Raw genomic sequence first — 18,243 nt, 5'->3', positions numbered from 1 at the left:
AAGGAGGTGGCGCCGTGAGCGCGCCAGGGGATCTGCTGCTCGTCGGCGTCGGCACGATGGGCCGGCCCTATCTGGAGGCGGCCGCCCGGCTCGGCCTGCGGGTACGCGCCGTGGAGGCGGCGGCCGGCTGGGAAGCCCGGCCGCTCGGACTCGCCGAGGACTTCTACCGGGTCGACGGCCACGAGGAGGAGCACTGGACGGCCGCGGTCGCCCGGGCCGTCGCCGACCGGGAGCCGGACGGCGTGGTGTCCTTCGCCGAACCGCATGTGCTCGCCGGTGCCCTGGTGCAGGAACGGCTCGGCCTGCCCGGCCCCTCGCTGCACGCCGCTGTGGTCTCCCGCAACAAGGCGCTGCAGCGCGCCCTCTTCGCCGCCCACGGCGTCCGGCAGCCCGAGCACCTGCTGGTCGCGGACGTGGCCGACGCCCGTACCTGGATGCTGGAGCGGCTGCCCGTGGTGGTCAAGCCGCTCACCAGGGCGGGCAGTGAGGGCGTCGAACTGGTCCGCACCCCCGAGGAGGCCGCCGAGGTCGTCGCCCGCCGCTCGGGCGAGGGCAAGGTCCTGGTCGAGGAGGCCGTCGAAGGACCGGAGTACAGCTGGGAGGCGCTGGTCCGCGACGGCGAGGTGCTGTTCGAGAACGTCACGGCCAAGGAGACCACCCCGCCGCCGTACTTCGTGGAGCTCACCCACCGCTGCGCCCACCGCTTCGAGGACGGGGAGCCGGCCGCCCGGGTCCACGAGCTGACCCGGCGCGTGCTGAGCGCCGTCGGCATGCGGACCGGCCTGGTCCACCTGGAGTTCAAGGTCGGGGAGCACGGCCCGGCGCTGATGGAGATCGCGGTGCGCACCCCGGGCGACTACCTGCCCGACGCGGTCGGCCTCGCCTACGGCTTCGACCTGTACGAGGCCGTGCTCAGGCTGGCCCTCGGGCTCCCCGTCGACGAGCTGATCCGCACCGAGCCGGTCTCCTGGCCCGCCACCCACTTCCCGACCGCGGCCCCCGGGACGATCACCGCGATCACGGGTGCCGAGGAGACCGCGGCCCACCCGTCGGTGGTCCGGGTGCGGCTGCGCAAGCGGCCCGGCGACACCGTCCTGCCCCTGACGTCCTCCTCCCGGCGGATGGGCCATGTGCTCGTCGACGCACCCTCCCCGGCCGAGCGCGAGGACGCCCTGAAGCGCGTACGGGGGACCCTGAAGATCACCACCGAGAAGATCACCACCGAGCAGCACTGAGCCCCGAGGTAACCGATGACCAACCCACCGGCCGCGGGAGCGACCGCCTCGTTCGAGGACCTGGTCGGCAACACCCCCCTGCTGCACCTGCCCATGGACGGCGTCCCGCGGGACGTGACCGTCCTGGCCAAACTGGAGGCGGCGAACCCGCTCTCCAGCATCAAGGACCGGCCCGCCCTGTACATGATCCGCGCCGCGAAGGCCTCCGGCGAACTGGCGCCCGGGGCCACCGTCATCGAGTCCACCTCCGGCAACACCGGCATCGCGCTCGCGGCCCTGGCCGCCGCCCACCGCCACCCGTGTGTCATCGTGCTCCCGCAGAGCGCCTCGGCTGAGCGGGTCATGACGCTGCGGATGCTCGGCGCCGAAGTGGAGTTCACCGACCCGGAGCTGGGCCTCGCCGGCTGTGTCGAGCGCGCCGAGAAACTCCACGCCGAGATCCCCGGCTCCTGGTACGCCCGGCAGCACGAGAACCCGGCCAACGTCCGGGCCCACTACGAGACCACCGGGCCGGAGATCTGGCGCGGCACCGGCGGGCGGGTGGACGTCCTGGTCTGCGGCGTCGGCACCGGAGGCACCCTCACCGGGATCGCCCACTACCTGCGCGAGCGCAACCCCGCGCTGCGCGTCGTCGCGGTCGAGCCGGAGGGCTCCGCGCTGCTGTCCGGCGGTTCCCCCGGCCCGCACCGGATACCCGGCCTGAACGGCGGCTTCACCAGCCCCGTCACCGATGTCGCCTGCATCGACGAGGTGGTCGTGGTCTCCGACGAGGACGCCGCGGCCACGACCCGGGCGCTGGCCGCCGGCAGCGGCCTGCTGGTCGGTGTCTCCTCCGGCGCCGCCGCCCACGCCTGCCGTGAGCTGACGCGCCGTCACGACCTGTCCGGGGCGACCGTCGTCACCGTCTTCCCCGACAGCGGGGAGCGCTACCTCAGCTGGTGGCCGCCGGAGGAGGAGCGGTGAGATTCGGCGAACTGCACCGCAACCTCAAGCTGCGGATCGGCGTCGGCTTCTTCCAGCGGTTCTTCGACATCATGCTGGTCCCGCTGATGGTCATCCACTTCGCGCGCCTGTACGGTGCGGCCACCGCCGGCCTGATGACGCTGGCCGTGGCGGTGGCCACGGTGGGCTGCAACCTGGTCGGCGGGCACCTGTCCGACGTGTACGGCCGCCGTAAGGTGCTGATGGCCGGCGAGATCGGCGTCTTCCTCTCCTACGCGGGCCTCGCCCTGGTCAACTCGCCGCTGCTGCAGTCCGGTCCCGCGACCTACGTGCTCTATCTGAGCGCCGCCTGCATGGCGGCCCTCGCGCTGCCCGCCAACGAGGCGATGATCGTGGACGTCTCCACCCCGGAGAGCCGCACCGCCGTCTACACGATCAACTACTGGGTGATCAACGTCGCCTTCATGCTCGGCTCGCTGGTCGGCGGCTTCTTCTACGGCGGGTACTTCTTCCATCTGCTGACCGCGGCAGCGATCGCCACCGGCGGGATCTTCGTGGTGACGTTCCTGGCGCTGACCGAGACCGCGCCGCCCGAGGCCGCGCGCAATCCCCGCGGGGTGCGCCCCGCCCTGCGCGGCTATCTCGCGGTGACCCGCGACAAGGTGTTCCTGCGGCTCGTCCTCGCGGCCCTGCTGGTCTGGTCCGTGGAGGTCCAGATCTCCTCCTATCTCGCCGTCCGGCTCGGCTCCGACTTCCCCGAGCAGCAACTGCTGTCGCTGGGCTCCTGGCAGGTGACCGTCGACGGGGTGAACGTGCTGGGCATCCTGCGGGCCACCAACACCCTGCTCGTCGTGGCCTGCGGCCTGTGGGCCGGCCGGCTGCTGGGGCGCCTCGACGACCGGCTGCGCCTGGTGGCCGGGGTGGTGATCTTCACCGCCGGCTATATCGCGTGGGCGCTCGGCGACAACGCCTGGCTGATGATCGCGGCGGCCGTCGTGGTCACCCTGGGGGAGCTGATGAACCAGCCCGTCAACCAGAGCCTGGTGGCCGCCCTGGTGCCCGCGGGCTCCCGTACCAAGTACATGGCCGCCTACGGACTGCACGTCCGGCTCGGCTACATGGTCGGCTCGCTGTCGGTGATCCTCGGCTCGGTCGTCGAGCCCTGGGTGATGGCCCTGCTGTACGCGGCCTTCTGCGCGGCCGCGATCCTGCTGTACCGGCAGCTCTTCCGGATCCAGGACGCCCGCGCGGCCGCCGAGGAGCCGAAGGCCGAGGCCGGCGCATGACCCCGAGCACCCCACCGGTGCCCGCAGAAGAGGGGGCCACCGGTGACCCCCGCACCCGCCGTGGATGGGATGGCACTCCGTGACCGAGCACGCAGCACCCGCGAAGACCGAGCACGCGGCACCCGCGGAGGGTGAGCACGCGGCGAAGACCGAGCACGCGGCACCCGCCAACAACCGGCTGCTGATGGTGCAGCCGTACACCCAGTTCGTCGAGAAGGCCGTCGCCCTCGGCTTCGAGGTCTGGTCGATCTGGGACCCGACGCTCCAGCCCGCCTCCTATCTCGCGGGGGTCGAGAAGGCCTCCAGGGAGATGCTGTGGGTGGACTTCTCCGACGAGGCCGCGCTGCGCCGCCTGGTCCGCCGGACCGCGCTCGCCCACGACGTCGGCTGCCTGCTGCACCTGGGTGAGGAGGCCACCATGGTCGCCGTCGCCGAGGAGGCCCAAGCCCTCGGGCTGGCCCTCAACCCGCCGGAGGCGCTCCGGCGGCTCAACGACAAGGCGGCGCTGCGCGAGCTGCTCGCCGGGCACGGCCTGTCCCCGGTGCGCACCGCGGTCGCCGGCACCCCCGACGAGGTCGCGTCACTGCTGGCCGGCTTCGGGCTGCCCGCGGTGGTGAAGCCGACCCGGCTGCAGGGCAGCGCCGCCGTACGCCTGGTGAGAGGCCCCGCAGACCTCGACGCCTGGCGGCGGGAGCTGGCCGGGCACGGGTACCGGGGGCCGGTGCTGGTCGAGGAGTATCTGCGCGGGCCGGAGTTCAGCGTCGAGACGCTCACCCGCGGGGGCCGCCATCTGGTGGTCGGCATCACCGCCAAGCGCAAGACGCCCGCCCCGGCGTTCGTGGAGACCGGGCACGTCTTCCCCGCGCCGCTGGCGGACACCGACGCCGACGCGATCGGCGCACTGGTCACCGCGGTGCTGGACGCGGCCGGATACCGGTTCGGCCCGGCCCACACCGAGGTCATCCTCACCGGAGCCGGCCCCCGGGTGGTGGAGTCGCAGGCCCGGTTCGGCGGCGACCGGATCCCCGCCCTCATCCGGCTCGCCACCGGCTTCGACATCGAGGGGGCCGTCTTCGACCTGCTGGTCGGCGGCACCGCCGAGCCGGCCCCCGCCGAACGGACGGCGGCCATCTCGTTCTTCGCCTTCCCGCCGGGCAGGATCACCCGCTTGGAGGGCATGGCGGAACTCGACGCCCTCCCCCATGTGCACGGCGTCCGGTTCCCGTTCGCCGAGGGCGACGTGCTGCCGCCGACCCGGCACTCCGGCTCCCGGCACGGCCATGTGATCGTGACGGGCGGCACCGCCGAGGAGGCCGAACGCCTGGCCGCCGAGACGAAGGCGCTGCCGAGGGTGGAGACGGGCTCCGCCGTGCTGAACGCCGTGACGGCCGCGCCCGCCGCCCCGATGCGGCCCGACCGCACCCTGCTCCTGATCGGCCATCTCACCGAACCGGTGCGGATCGCCAAGGAGCTGGGGCTGAACGTGATCCTGGTCCAGCACAAGGAGAAGTTCCAGCCCGAGCAGGCCGAGCTGGCCGACGTCACCCTGATCGCGGACTACACCGACTGGTCGGTGCTCGAGCCGCTCGCCAGGGCCGCCCACACGATCTGGAACTTCTCCGCCGCGCTGTCGCTCACCGAACCCGGTCTCGAGCCCGCGGGCCGGGTGAACGACCTGTTCGGCCTCGGCGGCACCGGCTTCGAACCGGCCCGGCTGCTCCGTGACAAGCTCGCCATGCGCCGCCACCTCGCCGCGGCCGGTGCCCCCACGGTCGCCGCCGAGCCGCTCACCGGCCGGGACTCCCTGGCCGATTTCGGCGCGGCCCACGGCTACCCCTTCGTGGTCAAGCCGGTGGACCTGACCGCCGGCTACGCCCTGTTCCGGGTCGCCGGCCCCCAGGACGTGGACGGGGTGTGGGAGCGGATCGGCGAGGCCCGCCGCACCGGCATGGACCGCGGCTCCACGATGTACGCGGTCACCGAGTTCCTGATGGAGCAGTACATCGACGGCCCCGAGTACAGCGTCGAGGCCTTCAGCTTCCACGGGCGGCACACCGTGGTCGCCGTCACCGAGAAGCTCACCGGCGGCGGGCACTTCGTGGAGCTCGGGCACGCCCAGCCGGCCCGGCTGGACCCGGCGGACGAGCAGCGCCTCGTCGAGGCCGCCGGCGAGTTCCTCGACGCGATCGGCATCACCGACGGCCCCAGCCACACCGAACTGCGGCTCAGCTCGCGCGGGCCGCTGATCATCGAGGGCCACAACCGGCTGGGCGGCGACCGCATCCCGGAACTGGTCCAGGCCGCGTACGGCGTCGATCTGACCCGCTACGCCATCGCCTGGCCGTTCGGCCTGGTGGAGCCGATGGCCAAGCGCCCGGAGCCGGTCGCGGCCGGCTGTGTGCGCGGCATCGTCGGCCGTCCCGGCCGGGTCGCCGCGATCACCGGCGCCGACGAGCTGCGCGCCCACCCGTCGGTGCTCGCCCTCGACCTGGCGGCCCGGCCCGGTTCGGTGATCCGGCCGATCCAGGACAACTGGGACCGGCTCGGCCTGCTGGCCGTCACCGCCGCCGGCACGGACGAGGCGGTCGTGCTCTGCGAGAAGCTGCTCGCCACCGTGCTGACCGTGTCGATCGAGGACGCGACCGAGGAGGCGACCGCGACCGAGACCGAGGCCGCGACCGAGGCCGCGACCGAGACCGCGACCGAGGCCGAGGACGAGGACCGATGACCCTGGTCGTGCTGGACCCCGACGGCCGGTACGCGGCCGGCTGCCCCCGCTGGCTCGCCGACGCCGGCGAGGAGCTGCACCTGGTCACCGGCCGGGCGGGCGCCCACCCTGGCTTCGCCGAGGTGTCGGTGGTGGAGCGGTACGAGCAAGGCGCCGGGGCCGAGCTGGCCGTCCTCGCCTCCGCCGCCCGCAGGCCGGTCCGGGCGGTGGTGGCGATCGCGCCGGGGGACCAGCTGCGGGCGGCGTGCCTGCGCGAGCGGTTCGGCCTCCCCGGCCGGACCCGGGAGGCCGCGCTGGCCCTCGCCGACTCGATGGCGGCGCACGCGCTGCTGGCGCGGGCCCGGATCGCCACGACCCCCCGGGCCGAGGTGCGGCGGGTCGCCGATCTGTACTGGTGGGCGCATCAGTGGGGCTACCCGCTGGTGATCCGGCGCCGCAGGGGCCCGGACCGGCCGGTGGTCGCCGAGCCCGCCGACGAGGCCGCGCTGGGCGCCGCGGTGGCGGGCGGGCTGCTGCCCGCGGATCCGGCGGCGGTACCGAGCCTGACCGTGGAACCCGCCCTCATGGTTGAGCCGCGGCGCGATGTCGACCTGCCGCTGCCCGGGGCGCTGCCCGTCGACCCGGGGCACCCGTACGTGGTGGAGACCGTCCGGGGCCCGGACGGGGACCGGCGGGTGCACGCGGTGCGCTACGCCCCCGAATCCCGGCCGGCCCGCGCACTGGTGCGGGCCCAGGCCGGGATCGACCCGCTGTCCTCGGAGGTGCTCTGAGATGTCCGTACTGATCCTGCACCACCGGGGTTCGCTGACGGGAACCCCGTACCACGCATGGCTGGCGGACTACGAGGGCGATCTGCTGCTGATCGCCTCCCGCGAGCATCTGGCCCTGGTGTCGGAGGAGTTGCCGCCCGAGGGCGGCTCCTACCGGCGGACCGCCGCCGTGGACGCGTACGAGACCGGGGGCGATCTGGAGCGGCTCGCCCTGGCCTGGGCGCGCGAGCACGGCGTCAGGCACCTCGTCGCCTGCCAGGAGCGCGACCTCGAGCGGGCCGCCGAGCTGCGCGACATGCTCGGGCTCCCCGGGCAGCGGATGGAGACCGTGCTGCCCTACCGCGACAAGGCGCTGATGAAGCGCAGAGCCGAGGCCGCGGGACTGGCCGTGGCCCCGTACCTCGAGGTGGAGAGCGCCACCGAACTCATCGGCTTCGCCGAGCGGCACGGCTACCCGCTGGTGCTCAAGCCGGTGGACAGCGCCGGATCGGTCGGCCTGCGGATCCTCGGCTCCCGCGACGAGCTGGACGCGCATCTGGCCGACGGCCTCGACCTGTACGGGCCGCATCTGCCGAACCTGCTCGCCGAGGCGTTCGTGCCGGGCCGGATGTGCCATGTGGACGGGCTGGTCGTGGGCGGCCGTACGGTGTTCGCCTGGGCCTCGCAGTACCAGTACGCGCTGGCCTCGTACGCGACCGACACCGGGGCCCGGCTGGACCTGACCCTCGACGTGGACGATCCGCTGGCCCATCGGCTGCTGGAGTTCACCGAGCGGACCTTGGAGGCGCTCGGCGGCCCGGAGGACTTCGCCTTCCACGCGGAGGTCTTCCACACGCCCGAGGACGAGCTGGTGCTGTGCGAGATCGCCTGCCGCAACGGCGGTGCCGCGATCCGCGACATCGTCCGCCTGATGTTCGGCGTCGATCCGGGCGAGGCATGGGTCCGGGCACAGCTCGGCCTTCCGCTGCCCGGGTGGCTCGGCGCGGAGAAGCGCACGCCGCAGCGGATGGTGGGACAGCTGGTGCTGATGAAGCGTCCCGGCCGGGTGGTGCGGATTCCGCAGCAACCGCCTGACCTCCCCTGGGTCGAGAAGTACCAGGTGTTCGTCGGGCCGGGACAGACCATGCGGGAGGCCGCGTACTCCTCCGACTTCCTGCTCACCGCGCTGGTCTCGGGCGCCGACCGGGCGCAGTGCGAGGCCCGGCTGCGGGCCCTGGAGGAGTGGTTCCTGGGCGAGCTGCTCCTTGAGCCGGTCGACGGTGCGCCTGCCGGCGGGGCGGCCCTCGGCGAAACGGAACTCGGCGAAACGGACCTCGGCGGTGCGCCGGCCGGTGGTGCGGCGCCTGGAACCGGCGCCGGCGCCGGCGCCGGCGCGGCCTCCGGCGGTGCGGCCTCCGGCGGTGCGGCCTCCGGCGGCGCGCCGGCCGGCGAAACGGACCTCGGCGACATGGTCTGAGCCGTCCCTCGAGCGCCCGGGGCATGGCCCGGCCGGCACGGGACGTCGGCCGGGCCACCGCTGCACCCGCCGGGTCAGGGACCGTCGGCTTCGCGTTCCCGGTCGGCCGCCGCGACGCTCCGCAGACCCATCAGATAGCCCAGTTGGAGCCGGTGTTCTGCGCCGTGCTCCTCCTTGAGGCGGGCGACGTGCGCCTGCAGGGAGCGCAGGCTGAGGCCGAGCCGCCGGGCGATCTCCTTGTCCGATCTGCCCTCGATGAGCAGCCTCCGGATAGACCCGCGGATCGCCGGAATGACCTCGGGCGCCGCGTCCGCCGCCCGCACCGGCAGGAAGGGGTACGACTCGGCACGGTCCCAGGCGCGCTCGAAGATGTCGGCGAGGAAGTGCACCACGGCCGGGAGGGTGATCACCACGGCCGAGGTGCGCGCCGCGTTCGCGGGGATCAGCGCGGCGCGCCGGTCGACGATGATCATCCGGTCGAAGAACTCCGCCAGGGTGCGCACTTGGGCGCCGTACGACGTGACCGCCCGGACGTACTCCTTGGTGGGCTCGTCGAACCGCGTGCTGTGCTGGTACAGGGTCCGCATCGAGACGCCTGCCGCGATCCGGTCGCGCACCGAGGTCAGCGCCTCGTCCAGCACCGCGATCGGGCGCGGCCCGTCGGGCTGGGCGGTGAGGATCTCGAAGGTGACGCCGTCGAGCAGGTCCTGGATCGCGGCGTTGATCCGGGGCAGTCCCTCGATGCTCTCGAAGCCCACCGCCGGAGAGTCCTGCCCGGGCAGTGGCACGGTCGCGGAAGGAGGCCGCCCCGCTCTGCTGGAGACGGCGCGGGACAGGTCTCCCAGCGCTTCGCCCACGCGGGTCAGTGCCTCGCGGCAGGCTGGGTCGTCGGGTGGCAGGGTGATGGCCAGGGTGCCGTCCTGAGTCTCGGCGCCGGTCACTGTTAAGCCCATACTGTCTGATTTATTCCAGTGTATTTCCATTTGCATCCTTCGCTTCACCGAAGTGCGCCTACCCGAAGTATCGGTCATCCTTTTCAGACAGTCGAGGGGGATACATAGTTGCCTCTGAGGCGGCAAGGGGGCAGGTCAGGGCGGTGGAATTCGGTTATTCGCAACCGGTATGCCGCATCAATCACCGGAAGCCTTCCGGCCGTTGAGCCACGGTGAAACAATCAGGGTGAAAAAAATGACGAACCGTGAAATACCCGCCACCACACGCACACGCACACGCAGGACCCCGGCTCCGGCCGGAACCGGACGAGCCGGCCTCGAGTGCTCCGGTGGCACCAGGGACGTGGGCTGGAACGCCGTGCCCGGCCCTGCCCGCGTGAGCTGATCCGCCTTCGGCCCGACCCGCCCCCCACACCTCTCCACTCGCACCACTGCCGCACGGCAACTGGCCCGACACTAGGAAGAGTTCGGTACCGGGGTACACCCTTCGGCCCCGGGAACCCGCCGGCCGCCCCGGTGCCGGACCAACCCGCCGAGGCAGCGCGAGAGCCGCGCCCCTCGGCGGACGAAGGGGCGATACCTGATGAACCCGAACCACTCCTCCGCCATGACCGGCCCGCCCGCCGCCCAGCAACCCGACTGGCCCGACACCGCCGCGCTGCGCCGGGCCGCGGACGACCTCGCAGCCCTCCCCGCGCTCGTCGCGGCCGAGGACTGCGACCGCCTGCGGGAACGGCTGGCCGCGGTCGCCCGAGGCGAGGCGCTCCTGCTCCAGGGGGGCGACTGCGCCGAGAGCCTCGCCGAAGCCGGCCCGGACACCACAGCGGCCAAGTACCGCACCCTGAACCTCATGGCCGCGGTCGTCTCCGAGGCCTCCGGCCTTCCGGTGATCAGGCTGGGCCGCATCGCGGGACAGTTCGCCAAACCGCGGTCGAGCCCGACCGAACTGCGCGGAGACGTCGAACTCCCCGCCTACCGAGGGGACATGGTCAACGGCCCGGCCTTCACCGCCGCCGCGCGGACCCCGGACCCGGACCGGTTGCGGCGCGTCTACCACGCCTCCCTGGGGACCCTGAACGACCTGGAACGGCTCACAGCCGCCGACGGCGGCGAGTTCTGGACCAGCCACGAGGCCCTGATCCTGGAGTACGAGCGCGCACTCAGCCGTCTCACCCCGGCCGGCCGCTACGCCCTCTCCGGGCACCTGCTGTGGATCGGCGAGCGCACCCGCCGGCCGGACGGCGCGCACGTCGCCTTCGCCGCCCGGGTGCGCAACCCGGTCGCCGTCAAACTCGGCCCGTCCAGCACCCCGGACGACGCACTGCGCCTCATCGACCTGCTCGACCCGGACCGTGAACCGGGCCGGCTGACCTTCATCAGCCGGATGGGCGCGGGCGCGGTGCGCGACGCGCTGCCCGACCTGGTGGCGAAGGTCGCGGCGTCCGGCGCCGAGGTGGTCTGGGTCTGCGATCCGGTGCACGGCAACACCGTGTCCTCCCCGACGGGGCACAAGACCCGCAGGCTGGACGATGTGCTCGACGAGATCAGGGGCTTCCTCGAGGTCCACCGCTCGCTCGGGACCCATCCCGGCGGTTTCCACCTGGAGCTGACCGGTGATCATGTCACCGAGTGCGTGGGCGGCACCTACGAGATCCGTTTCGAGGACCTGCCCACCCGCTACGAGACCGTCTGCGACCCTCGGCTGAACCTCGGTCAGTCACTGGACGTCGCCTTCGAGCTCGCTGCCATGTACACGGCTTCTCCGGTCACCGACCGCGGGACCACCTGGGCGACGGTGTGACGCTGCCACCCCGTCGCCCGACGACGACGAGTGAGGAGACCGCCTGATGGTGGCCACCCGTGCCGGGGAGTTCCTGGCACTTCACCAGCGGACCGAACCAGGAGACCCGCTGGTCATCCCCAATGTCTGGGACGCGGTCAGCGCACACGCGTTCGCCGAGGCCGGCTTCCCCGCGCTGGCGACCTCCAGCGCGGCGGTCGCCGCCGTACTCGGGTACGACGACGGTGAGCACACCCCGGCCGACGAGATGTTCGCCGCGATCAAGCGGATCGTCCGCTCCGCCGGAGTGCCGGTGACGGCGGACATCGAGGCCGGCTACGGCCTCGCCCCCGCCGAGATCGTCGAGCGGCTGCTCGACGCGGGCGTGGCCGGCTGCAACCTGGAGGACTCCGCGGCGGGGCGGCTCAAGGACGCCGGGCAGCACGCGGAGTGGCTCTCCGAGGTCGGCGTCGCCGCCGGCGACCGCCTGGTGCTGAACGCCCGGATCGACACCTTCCTCTACGGCGACCGCTCGGCGGAGTCGGCCGTCAAGCGCGCCCGCCTGTACGTCGACGCCGGCGCGGACGTCGTCTACCCGATCCTCGCCCCCGAGGAAGTGCTCCCCGACCTGGCCAACGGTGTCGGCAAGCCGCTGAACGCCCTGTACCGCCCCGGCGGCGCGTCGCCCAGCAGGCTCGGCTCCCTCGGTGCCGCCCGGGTCACCTTCGGCGGCGGCCTGTACCAGCAGGCCGCTGCCGACGTCACCGACCTGGCGCGGAAGATCGGACGGGCATACGGGGCCCGGTAGCCTCACGCGCCCCCCATGCGCCCGCCCCCGGCGCCCGCCCCCGGGCCGGTCACCGACCGGCCCGGGGGCGGGCGCCGACCCCTACTTGACGGCCGTCAGCAGGTATTCGTGCGACCGGTTGGTGCGCATCGGGTCGTCACCGCCCGCCGGGCGGTCGTACAGATGCACCCGCTCGTCGCCCAGTGTGAGATGGCGGCCAAGCACCCGCGCCGCGTCCCAGGCCAGCGGAACGAACCGGTCGGCGATGCGCCGGTTCTGGACCGCGACGACGGCCCGGGCGCCCGGGCGCATGGTCCCCGCGATCGCGCCGAACGCCTCGTCCAGCGCGCCCAGGTAGTCCTCGTAGTCGCGCAGCGCGTAGAACTGCGCCCCGTCGGTGGCGTCGGTGTTCAGATCGGTGCCGAAGTACGGCAGGTCGCACAGGACCAGATCGACCGAGCCCGGCTCCAGCGGGGGCTTGCGGGCGTCACCGGGGACCAACTCCTGCCCCGGGTAGCCCTCCAGGCGCCTGCGCGCCTTCTCGGCGCGCTCGGCGTCCACCTCGATGCCGAACCCGCGCCGCCCCTCCACCGAGGCCGCGACCAGCGTCGTCCCCCACCCGGCGAACGGGTCGAGAACCAGCTCCCCGGGCGCGCTGAACTCCCGGATCAACGGCCGCAACTGGCTGACCAGACCGGCCTGCCCCGCCGCCTCGGGAAGCGCATGCTCCGGGTCCTCTCCTCCGAGCACGAGCCAACTGGCCACCCCCACCGGAAACCACCATCCCTTCGCCCTCCCGGCCGCGGTCAGGGCACCGCGCGGCACCGGGACCGCCATGCTAGGGCCTGCCCGGAGTCGGGATCTGGTCGGGGAGCGGCGTCCGGCGCGCTGCTCGCACGGCGCCGGGCGAGCCCCGCCGCATGCGCCCCGGCCGGGGCCGGAACCGGCTGGGAGGGGCCGGGAGGGGCTGAGTCGTGGTGGGGCCGGACGCCGTCAGCTGCCGGGCTCGCCACCGGACGGGAGCGGGTCGACGACGAACGTCCCCAGTCCCACCTCGCCTCGAGTCCAACCTTGTTCGCGTACCTCCCGCATGGCCTTGGCCGCCGTCGCGTTCACCACGCCGAACTCCTGGGCGATCTCCAGGGTGGACGGCACGCGGCTTCCCGGCGGGTAGGTCCCGCACTCGATGCGCCGGATGATCTCCGCTGCGATCTGTCTCCAGAGTGGGCGAGTGCGATCAAGGTCCATGTCGCCAGCGTGGATGACCGCAGGTCTCTGCGCATCCGTAGATAACCGCGGATAACTACGGATACAGTGTGGCCCCACACACAAGCGCCCCCGGGCGGCCAGGCTAGGGCCGTACCCAGGGGCTGACCGAAGAAAGGAGCTTCGGCTATGCGGAACCCTATCGCTGCGCTGCTCGCGCTGCTCGCGTGGCTGACGGGCGCGCTGGCACCTGGATCCGGGAGGCGCCGGTCCTGCGCTCCGCCCGCCGCACGGGCTTCCGTCCGGCGCGCGGAGGGAGCCTGGTCGGCGGAGGAGGCCCGGCGGCCGGAGGGAGCCCGGTCGGCGCCGTACGAGCGGTTCCGGCCGGCCGGGGGAGGGGGCGCGCGGCCCAGGTCCCCGTACGGGCTGATCGAAACGCTCGACGGTGAGGCCACCGCCCTGGTCCGCCCCTATCTGGCCGCGTACGAGCGCCAGGAGGAGCGGGCCGCCCGCCGTCGGTGGCGGGGCCTCGGCCCCGGGATGGCGGCGGACGTCGGCGTGGACCTGGCCGCCCGGCACGTGTGCCTGACGGGGGCGGCCCGGTGAACGAGTCCGCCCCCAGGCCGCCCACGCGGAAGCCGGTCCGCATGTGCGTGCGCTGCCAGCGCGTCACGGATGAGCCCGTGGTCGTCGCCGAGGTGCACCAGGGCTCCGGGCCCGGATGGAACGTGTACGCCTGCCCGGAGTGCGCCCCGCGCTTCCCGCCGGTACCCGACGCGCTCGACCTCCTGGGGGACGGGCGACGACGGCACGAGGGCCGCGCCGACTGACCGCGCCGCTGGTCGAGGCGCCCCGCAGCGGTGTCGACGGCGGTCTGCCGCCCGCGGCCCACCGGGGGTACGGAGGACTGGTCCGCGTCTGGCGGGAGCGGCGGGAGGCCCGGCTAGGGGCTTCGCGGCTCGGGATGCCCGGAGCCGACGGGTCTTCCGTACGGGCCCAGCCCTCAGCCCCGGGCTGTCGCGGGCTCCGACGTACCTGCGGCCGCCCGCCGGCGCCCCCATCGCCGACTCCCGGCTGCCGCCGCCCTCCCCGCCGCCCGCCAGGCGGCGGAGCCGGCCACCGCCGGGGCGGCCCCGTGCCGCTCCCCGGCAGGCACTCGTCCCCACGTCACACCGCGTGACCGTGTCACGTTCGGCTGACGGAATCCCCGCTTTCCGGCCCGACTCGGTTCACCGGGCCGGTCCCGGCGTTGCGGGGCGTGCCGCCTGCCGTCACTCGCCGCACATGTGCCCGGCGGCGCAGGACGTCAGCACGAGGCCGGGGCGATCCGTCGCCGGCTCGGGAGCAATCCGCTGCCGCCTGGTTCTCACAACTGACCGGTTGCGGTGGTTCCGCAAGAGCCCGGTGCCGATCACGTTCCCGCAGCGCCGCTCGCAGCAGCCCACTCCAAACCCGTGCATGAGCCCGTATATGAGGTGGGGCACTTCCGAGCGGTCGCCGCGGTCGAACACCGGACACGCGTCGATGAGGGCAGTGGGCGCCCGAGCGCCGGCACGGGGACGGGCGCGCCCGACGTGACACCTGCACGCCGTAGAGGTCCACGACCACCTGCTCGTCGGTGTGTGAGACCCGGGCCCGGCTACCGTCCCCGCTCAGAGGCAGTCCTCGCTCATCCGGCCACTCCTGGGACCGCCCCCTAGTGAAAGACCGTGATCAGACGTACCAGTTGCTGGTGCCGTTGACACTCAGCCGCACATTCACGGTTCCACCGCCCGACGAGGGGACGGTGACCGTCGGTGCGTAGCAGCCGCGGGTGAACCCCGGGTTGAGGGTCGAGCTGTTGCACAGCGTGTTGCTGCCGAAGCTCGATACGACCTCACCAGCGATCACGGCAGCGGCAGTCCCTGAGTGCTGGACGACGAGAACGACCTGCGTGTCGTGGTTGGCGTTGGTGACGACACACGGCTTGAACTTGATGTTCGTGGATATGGTGTGTGTCTTGTAAGGGAGACATTCCCAGTTGCTGTTCGTCTTCACTTCCTGCCAGTTCGCCGCAGCGCTGGCAGGGGAAGCGGCGAGCGCGAGGGCTCCCGCAGCGGCGACGGCAACCGTCAGAGCTTTGAAGCGCATGGGAATTCCATCTCCTCGGTCTATTTCCCGCTGCGTAATGGCGGAGCGGGGTCCGTTTCTGGACTCATTCCATTGCCCTGGAGTGAGCGAGTTGATCTTATGGACACCAACTCGGTCCGAGAAGAAACAAATGAGCCATGAAGTGTTCACACATGGCCGATAATTGATCATCTACGAAACTTGAGTGACGGTCCGTCGGAATCGCTGTCGGGCCCTTCCGGCCGTCCGGACTGATCACGGCGGATCGCGGGTTTGGCTGTCGCGTCGAGTGGGCGCCGGGTCCCACGGCTCCGGTGGGGTGGTGCTGCTCGTGCTCGTAGCAGCGGCAAGTTGCCCGTCAGTCGGGGTCCGGCAGGGCCGTGGGCAACTGCAGGGCGCCGGTGACCTCGCCGGTCCGGGACCGGTGCTTCGCGAGGCGGAGGATGCGGCACCGCCCGTCGGCGACCGGCGGGGCAGCGGCGGAGAACAGTCGCCGCAGTCGCAGGCGGCGGGCCGCCACCGCGCGGCGGTGCCGACGAGGGCGAGCATCGACATCCATGCCGGCAGGTCAGGAGCGATCCGCGTGATCTCCGTCCGGACCCGGTTCCGGGTACTGGTGTGAAGGGAGGCGAAGGGCGGTGGCGCGGGCGGGCGGACGCGGGCCGTCAGGTTGAGGATCGCCCGGTCGGACAGTCGATGCTGTACGCCCCCGGTGGGCACGCCTGCGGTGTCCTCGCCGAAGGAACGCGTGTCAGGGCGTCACGGACGGGCACCCCCGCTCCGCAAACGGGACGGTCTCCATCCCGTAACCGAGCCGGCAGCCAGGGCCCTTCCGGCTCATCCCGGCCCGCCGCGGCCCCACCCTGCCGGGGGTGGGGTCGCTGCTGGGTGGGGGCCGTCTGGTCGGCCCGGTTCACTGTCAGCCGAGGAGGCCGCCGAGGCCGAGGAACCCGCCGCCGAGTCCGCCGCCGAGCCCGCCGTCACCCTGGCCGTGGCTCATACCGCCGTCGGCGACGCTGTGGGTGCTGGAGCTCATCGCCCCGCCGGGGCCTGCCATGGTGGTGCGCTCGATGTAGTAGGTGCCTCCGTCGGCGGTGGTGCCGCTCGCGACGTGGCTGGAGACGGCCCCGTTGGGGCCGGCCGACGAGTTGTGCTGCCCGTAGCTGTCCGCGCTGGCCGCTCCCGCGGTGGCGATCGCGGCGGGAACGAGTACGGCGGTGACGACAGCGGCACGCAGAAGACTACGCATCACGGATACTCACTTTCTCTGGTGTTCAGGCCCGTCAAGGGCATTCCGTGAGTCATTCGCACCGTGTGATGGCCCGGATTGCCGCCGACGCTGTCCGTGGCAGCCTGTTCGATTCGTCCTCGCAGGTGAGAGACATGGCCACGCGAAGACGAGTCCACCTTCCGGAGTAGGTGCAGCTGCTTCGGCAGTGGCCACGGACTCGGCACCGACGCACCGGCCGGTGATCGGCCCGCGCAGGGGGAAAGAGGAAGAAGTACCCGCTGACCCGCGATCACGGGAGTTCCCGCGCTGCGATCGGCCGCGCCCGGCAAGGTGTCCCCGAAGTGATGGTCCCCCGGGCCCCCGGGCCCCCGATCCCCGGGCCCCCGATCCCCCGATCCCCGGTCCCCCGGGACTGACAGGACAGCCCGCCGCCCTTCCGCGGCCGCGGAAGGGGAGAAGGCCCGCGAGGCCGCGCACGCCCGGGCCGGGGTGCCGCCGTCTGGCCGCCTCGCGGTTGCTCGGCACGGAGGCGGCTGTTGTCGTCGTGGGGGTGGTGCCCGGCAGCACGGGTGCCTCGATTCCATCGGAGATTCTCATGCGCAAGGCAGTTCTCGCAGTGGTGCTTGCCACTGCCTGGTCCGTGTCCGTTCCGGCTGTGGCCGCCGCCCCCGACATGGGAGATGGCCGCAGAGCTCTGGAGGTCATCGGACTGACCGACGACCTGCGGCTGGTGCAGTTCCGCGCGGACCGGCCGAACAGGGTCGACCCGATCGGCACCGTCACGGGCCTGCAAGGCGACACGGATCTGGTCGGCATCGACTACCGCGTCCGCAACGGCCTGCTGTACGGCGTGGGCAACGCCGGCGGCGTATACATCATCGGCACCGGCAGTGCTGCGGCGACGAAGGTGTCCCAGCTGAGCATCGTTCTTCAGGGCAGGTTCTTCGGCGTGGACTTCAACCCGGCCGCGGACCGGCTGCGGATCATCAGCGACGCCGGCCAGAACCTGCGGCACAACGTCGACGTCGCCGTCGGCGGAACCGTCGCCGATACCCCGCTCACCAACCCGCCGGCCCCAGGCGCCGCCCTCGGGGTGACCGGTGCTGCCTACACCAACAACGACCTGGACACGGACACCGCCACCAGTCTGTTCGACATCGACACCCGCAACGACCGTGTGGTCCTGCAGTCCCCCGCCAATTCCGGCACGCTCGCCCCCACCGGCAACCTGGGCGTGGACGCGGGTCCCGGTGCGGGCTTCGACATCTACTTCTCCGCCAAGGACCAGAGCCACCGCGGTTTCGCAGCCCTCACCGTCAACGCCGCCCAGCGCTTCTACGAAGTCAGCCTCATCACCGGCAGGGCCGAGAGGGTCGGCTCCTTCCCCTCCGGCCGGCAGGTCTTCGACATCGCCATTCCGCTGAACCAGAAGTAGCCCAGAAACGGCCGGACCATCGCGGAACACCCCGGGCACTCTCAGCCCGGCCGCATTCGGACGTTCTTGTCCGGGGTGCGTGGAGCGCGGCGGTCCTGGAGGCGGCGGGGCGTGAGCGGATCGTGGCCCGGCCTCGGTGATCCGGAAGGGGTCCTGGTCGTCGCCGGCACCCAGTCTCGGGGCCGGGATCCCCGACGGTGTGGGCTTTGCGACCTGAGCCTGCGGGTGACGATCTCGGGCACACGGTTGACGCACTGGTGGCCGTCACCCGAGAAATGGCCCCGGGGAACAGAAGATCGGGCATCACGGCGGTCACCAGCGCGGC

At 72.7% G+C, this 18,243-nt stretch carries 17 protein-coding genes; 11 read left to right on the top strand and 6 right to left on the bottom strand.

Annotated elements, in window-relative coordinates:
* Window positions 1-14 precede the first annotated feature (14 nt).
* The 6 genes from SCWH03_RS09370 (at window position 15) to SCWH03_RS09345 (ending at window position 8,417) form a co-directional block, all read left to right on the top strand.
* Window positions 15-1,235 carry an ATP-grasp domain-containing protein gene (locus tag SCWH03_RS09370; RefSeq protein ID WP_173263695.1) on the top strand — a complete coding sequence of 407 codons (1,221 nt, stop codon included), beginning with the start codon at window positions 15-17 and terminating at the stop codon, window positions 1,233-1,235.
* Window positions 1,236-1,250: 15 nt separating this feature from the next.
* Window positions 1,251-2,198: a PLP-dependent cysteine synthase family protein gene (locus tag SCWH03_RS09365; protein ID WP_173263694.1), complete on the top strand. Its 948-nt coding sequence runs from the start codon at window positions 1,251-1,253 to the stop codon at window positions 2,196-2,198.
* Complete coding sequence (locus tag SCWH03_RS09360) at window positions 2,195-3,463, top strand: MFS transporter (RefSeq protein WP_173263693.1); 1,269 nt, start codon at window positions 2,195-2,197, stop codon at window positions 3,461-3,463. The genes SCWH03_RS09365 and SCWH03_RS09360 overlap by 4 nt, the downstream gene beginning before the upstream one ends.
* Window positions 3,464-3,542: 79 nt before the next feature.
* Complete coding sequence (locus tag SCWH03_RS28870; protein ID WP_254076634.1) at window positions 3,543-6,191, top strand: ATP-grasp domain-containing protein; 2,649 nt, start codon at window positions 3,543-3,545, stop codon at window positions 6,189-6,191.
* The gene (locus SCWH03_RS09350) at window positions 6,188-6,961 is read left to right on the top strand and encodes an ATP-grasp domain-containing protein (protein WP_173263691.1); all 774 of its coding nucleotides are present in this window, start codon (window positions 6,188-6,190) and stop codon (window positions 6,959-6,961) included. Before SCWH03_RS28870 ends, SCWH03_RS09350 begins: the two co-directional genes overlap by 4 nt.
* 1 nt (window position 6,962) lies before the next feature.
* Window positions 6,963-8,417, top strand: coding sequence for an ATP-binding protein (locus SCWH03_RS09345; RefSeq protein WP_173263690.1), 1,455 nt, complete (start codon window positions 6,963-6,965; stop codon window positions 8,415-8,417).
* Window positions 8,418-8,491: 74 nt separating this feature from the next.
* Here the strand turns inward: SCWH03_RS09345 and SCWH03_RS09340 are convergent, their stop codons facing one another.
* A complete protein-coding gene (locus tag SCWH03_RS09340) occupies window positions 8,492-9,370 on the bottom strand; it encodes a LuxR family transcriptional regulator (RefSeq protein ID WP_173263689.1) in 879 nt (292 codons plus the stop codon).
* A 583-nt stretch (window positions 9,371-9,953) separates the two neighbouring features.
* Between SCWH03_RS09340 and SCWH03_RS09335 the strand changes: the two genes are divergently transcribed.
* Window positions 9,954-11,171 (top strand): 3-deoxy-7-phosphoheptulonate synthase, encoded by a 1,218-nt coding sequence (locus SCWH03_RS09335; protein WP_173263688.1) that lies wholly within the window; start codon window positions 9,954-9,956, stop codon window positions 11,169-11,171.
* Window positions 11,172-11,217: 46 nt separating this feature from the next.
* Window positions 11,218-11,958 carry an isocitrate lyase/PEP mutase family protein gene (locus tag SCWH03_RS09330; RefSeq protein WP_173263687.1) on the top strand — a complete coding sequence of 247 codons (741 nt, stop codon included), beginning with the start codon at window positions 11,218-11,220 and terminating at the stop codon, window positions 11,956-11,958.
* Between the two features lie 81 nt (window positions 11,959-12,039).
* Here the strand turns inward: SCWH03_RS09330 and SCWH03_RS09325 are convergent, their stop codons facing one another.
* Together SCWH03_RS09325 and SCWH03_RS09320 are read right to left on the bottom strand one after the other, a co-directional pair.
* On the bottom strand, window positions 12,040-12,708 hold the full coding sequence (locus tag SCWH03_RS09325; RefSeq protein ID WP_216854729.1) for a TRM11 family SAM-dependent methyltransferase: 669 nt from the start codon (window positions 12,706-12,708) through the stop codon (window positions 12,040-12,042).
* Window positions 12,709-12,930: 222 nt separating this feature from the next.
* A complete protein-coding gene (locus SCWH03_RS09320; RefSeq protein ID WP_173263685.1) occupies window positions 12,931-13,185 on the bottom strand; it encodes a GntR family transcriptional regulator in 255 nt (84 codons plus the stop codon).
* A gap of 147 nt (window positions 13,186-13,332) precedes the next feature.
* On the opposite strand from SCWH03_RS09320, the gene SCWH03_RS09315 reads away from it, so the two are divergent.
* Both SCWH03_RS09315 and SCWH03_RS09310 read left to right on the top strand, forming a co-directional pair.
* Window positions 13,333-13,749, top strand: a complete 417-nt coding sequence (locus tag SCWH03_RS09315) for a hypothetical protein (protein WP_173263684.1) — start codon at window positions 13,333-13,335, stop codon at window positions 13,747-13,749.
* Between the two features lie 41 nt (window positions 13,750-13,790).
* Window positions 13,791-13,973 carry a hypothetical protein gene (locus SCWH03_RS09310; RefSeq protein WP_173263683.1) on the top strand — a complete coding sequence of 61 codons (183 nt, stop codon included), beginning with the start codon at window positions 13,791-13,793 and terminating at the stop codon, window positions 13,971-13,973.
* An 883-nt stretch (window positions 13,974-14,856) separates the two neighbouring features.
* Here SCWH03_RS09310 and SCWH03_RS09305 read toward each other — a convergent pair.
* The 3 genes from SCWH03_RS09305 to SCWH03_RS09295 form a co-directional block, all read right to left on the bottom strand.
* The gene (locus tag SCWH03_RS09305; protein ID WP_173263682.1) at window positions 14,857-15,273 is read right to left on the bottom strand and encodes a hypothetical protein; all 417 of its coding nucleotides are present in this window, start codon (window positions 15,271-15,273) and stop codon (window positions 14,857-14,859) included.
* 337 nt (window positions 15,274-15,610) lie between these two features.
* The gene (locus SCWH03_RS09300) at window positions 15,611-15,811 is read right to left on the bottom strand and encodes a hypothetical protein (RefSeq protein ID WP_173263681.1); all 201 of its coding nucleotides are present in this window, start codon (window positions 15,809-15,811) and stop codon (window positions 15,611-15,613) included.
* A 360-nt stretch (window positions 15,812-16,171) separates the two neighbouring features.
* The gene (locus SCWH03_RS09295) at window positions 16,172-16,501 is read right to left on the bottom strand and encodes a hypothetical protein (protein ID WP_173263680.1); all 330 of its coding nucleotides are present in this window, start codon (window positions 16,499-16,501) and stop codon (window positions 16,172-16,174) included.
* Window positions 16,502-17,078: 577 nt separating this feature from the next.
* On the opposite strand from SCWH03_RS09295, the gene SCWH03_RS09290 reads away from it, so the two are divergent.
* Entirely contained in the window at window positions 17,079-17,918 is an 840-nt protein-coding gene (locus tag SCWH03_RS09290) for a DUF4394 domain-containing protein (protein ID WP_173263679.1), read from the top strand.
* Window positions 17,919-18,243: the final 325 nt, after the last annotated feature.

It is taken from the genome of Streptomyces pacificus (assembly GCF_011766325.1).
Classification (GTDB): Bacteria; Actinomycetota; Actinomycetes; order Streptomycetales; family Streptomycetaceae; genus Streptomyces; species Streptomyces pacificus.
This window is presented reverse-complemented; position numbering and strand designations above follow the sequence as displayed.

Excerpts from the sequence above, each read along its gene's own strand:
- SCWH03_RS09365 (WP_173263694.1), top strand. The coding sequence starts at position 1,251 with ATGACCAACCCACCGGCCGCGGGAGCGACCGCCTCGTTCGAGGACCTG.
- SCWH03_RS09350 (WP_173263691.1), top strand. The coding sequence starts at position 6,188 with ATGACCCTGGTCGTGCTGGACCCCGACGGCCGGTACGCGGCCGGCTGC.
- SCWH03_RS09345 (WP_173263690.1), top strand. The coding sequence starts at position 6,963 with ATGTCCGTACTGATCCTGCACCACCGGGGTTCGCTGACGGGAACCCCG.
- SCWH03_RS09340 (WP_173263689.1), bottom strand. The coding sequence starts at position 9,370 with ATGGGCTTAACAGTGACCGGCGCCGAGACTCAGGACGGCACCCTGGCC.
- SCWH03_RS09335 (WP_173263688.1), top strand. The coding sequence starts at position 9,954 with ATGAACCCGAACCACTCCTCCGCCATGACCGGCCCGCCCGCCGCCCAG.
- SCWH03_RS09330 (WP_173263687.1), top strand. The coding sequence starts at position 11,218 with ATGGTGGCCACCCGTGCCGGGGAGTTCCTGGCACTTCACCAGCGGACC.
- SCWH03_RS09320 (WP_173263685.1), bottom strand. The coding sequence starts at position 13,185 with ATGGACCTTGATCGCACTCGCCCACTCTGGAGACAGATCGCAGCGGAG.
- SCWH03_RS09315 (WP_173263684.1), top strand. The coding sequence starts at position 13,333 with ATGCGGAACCCTATCGCTGCGCTGCTCGCGCTGCTCGCGTGGCTGACG.
- SCWH03_RS09310 (WP_173263683.1), top strand. The coding sequence starts at position 13,791 with ATGTGCGTGCGCTGCCAGCGCGTCACGGATGAGCCCGTGGTCGTCGCC.
- SCWH03_RS09305 (WP_173263682.1), bottom strand. The coding sequence starts at position 15,273 with ATGCGCTTCAAAGCTCTGACGGTTGCCGTCGCCGCTGCGGGAGCCCTC.
- SCWH03_RS09300 (WP_173263681.1), bottom strand. The coding sequence starts at position 15,811 with ATGGATGTCGATGCTCGCCCTCGTCGGCACCGCCGCGCGGTGGCGGCC.
- SCWH03_RS09295 (WP_173263680.1), bottom strand. The coding sequence starts at position 16,501 with ATGCGTAGTCTTCTGCGTGCCGCTGTCGTCACCGCCGTACTCGTTCCC.
- SCWH03_RS09290 (WP_173263679.1), top strand. The coding sequence starts at position 17,079 with ATGCGCAAGGCAGTTCTCGCAGTGGTGCTTGCCACTGCCTGGTCCGTG.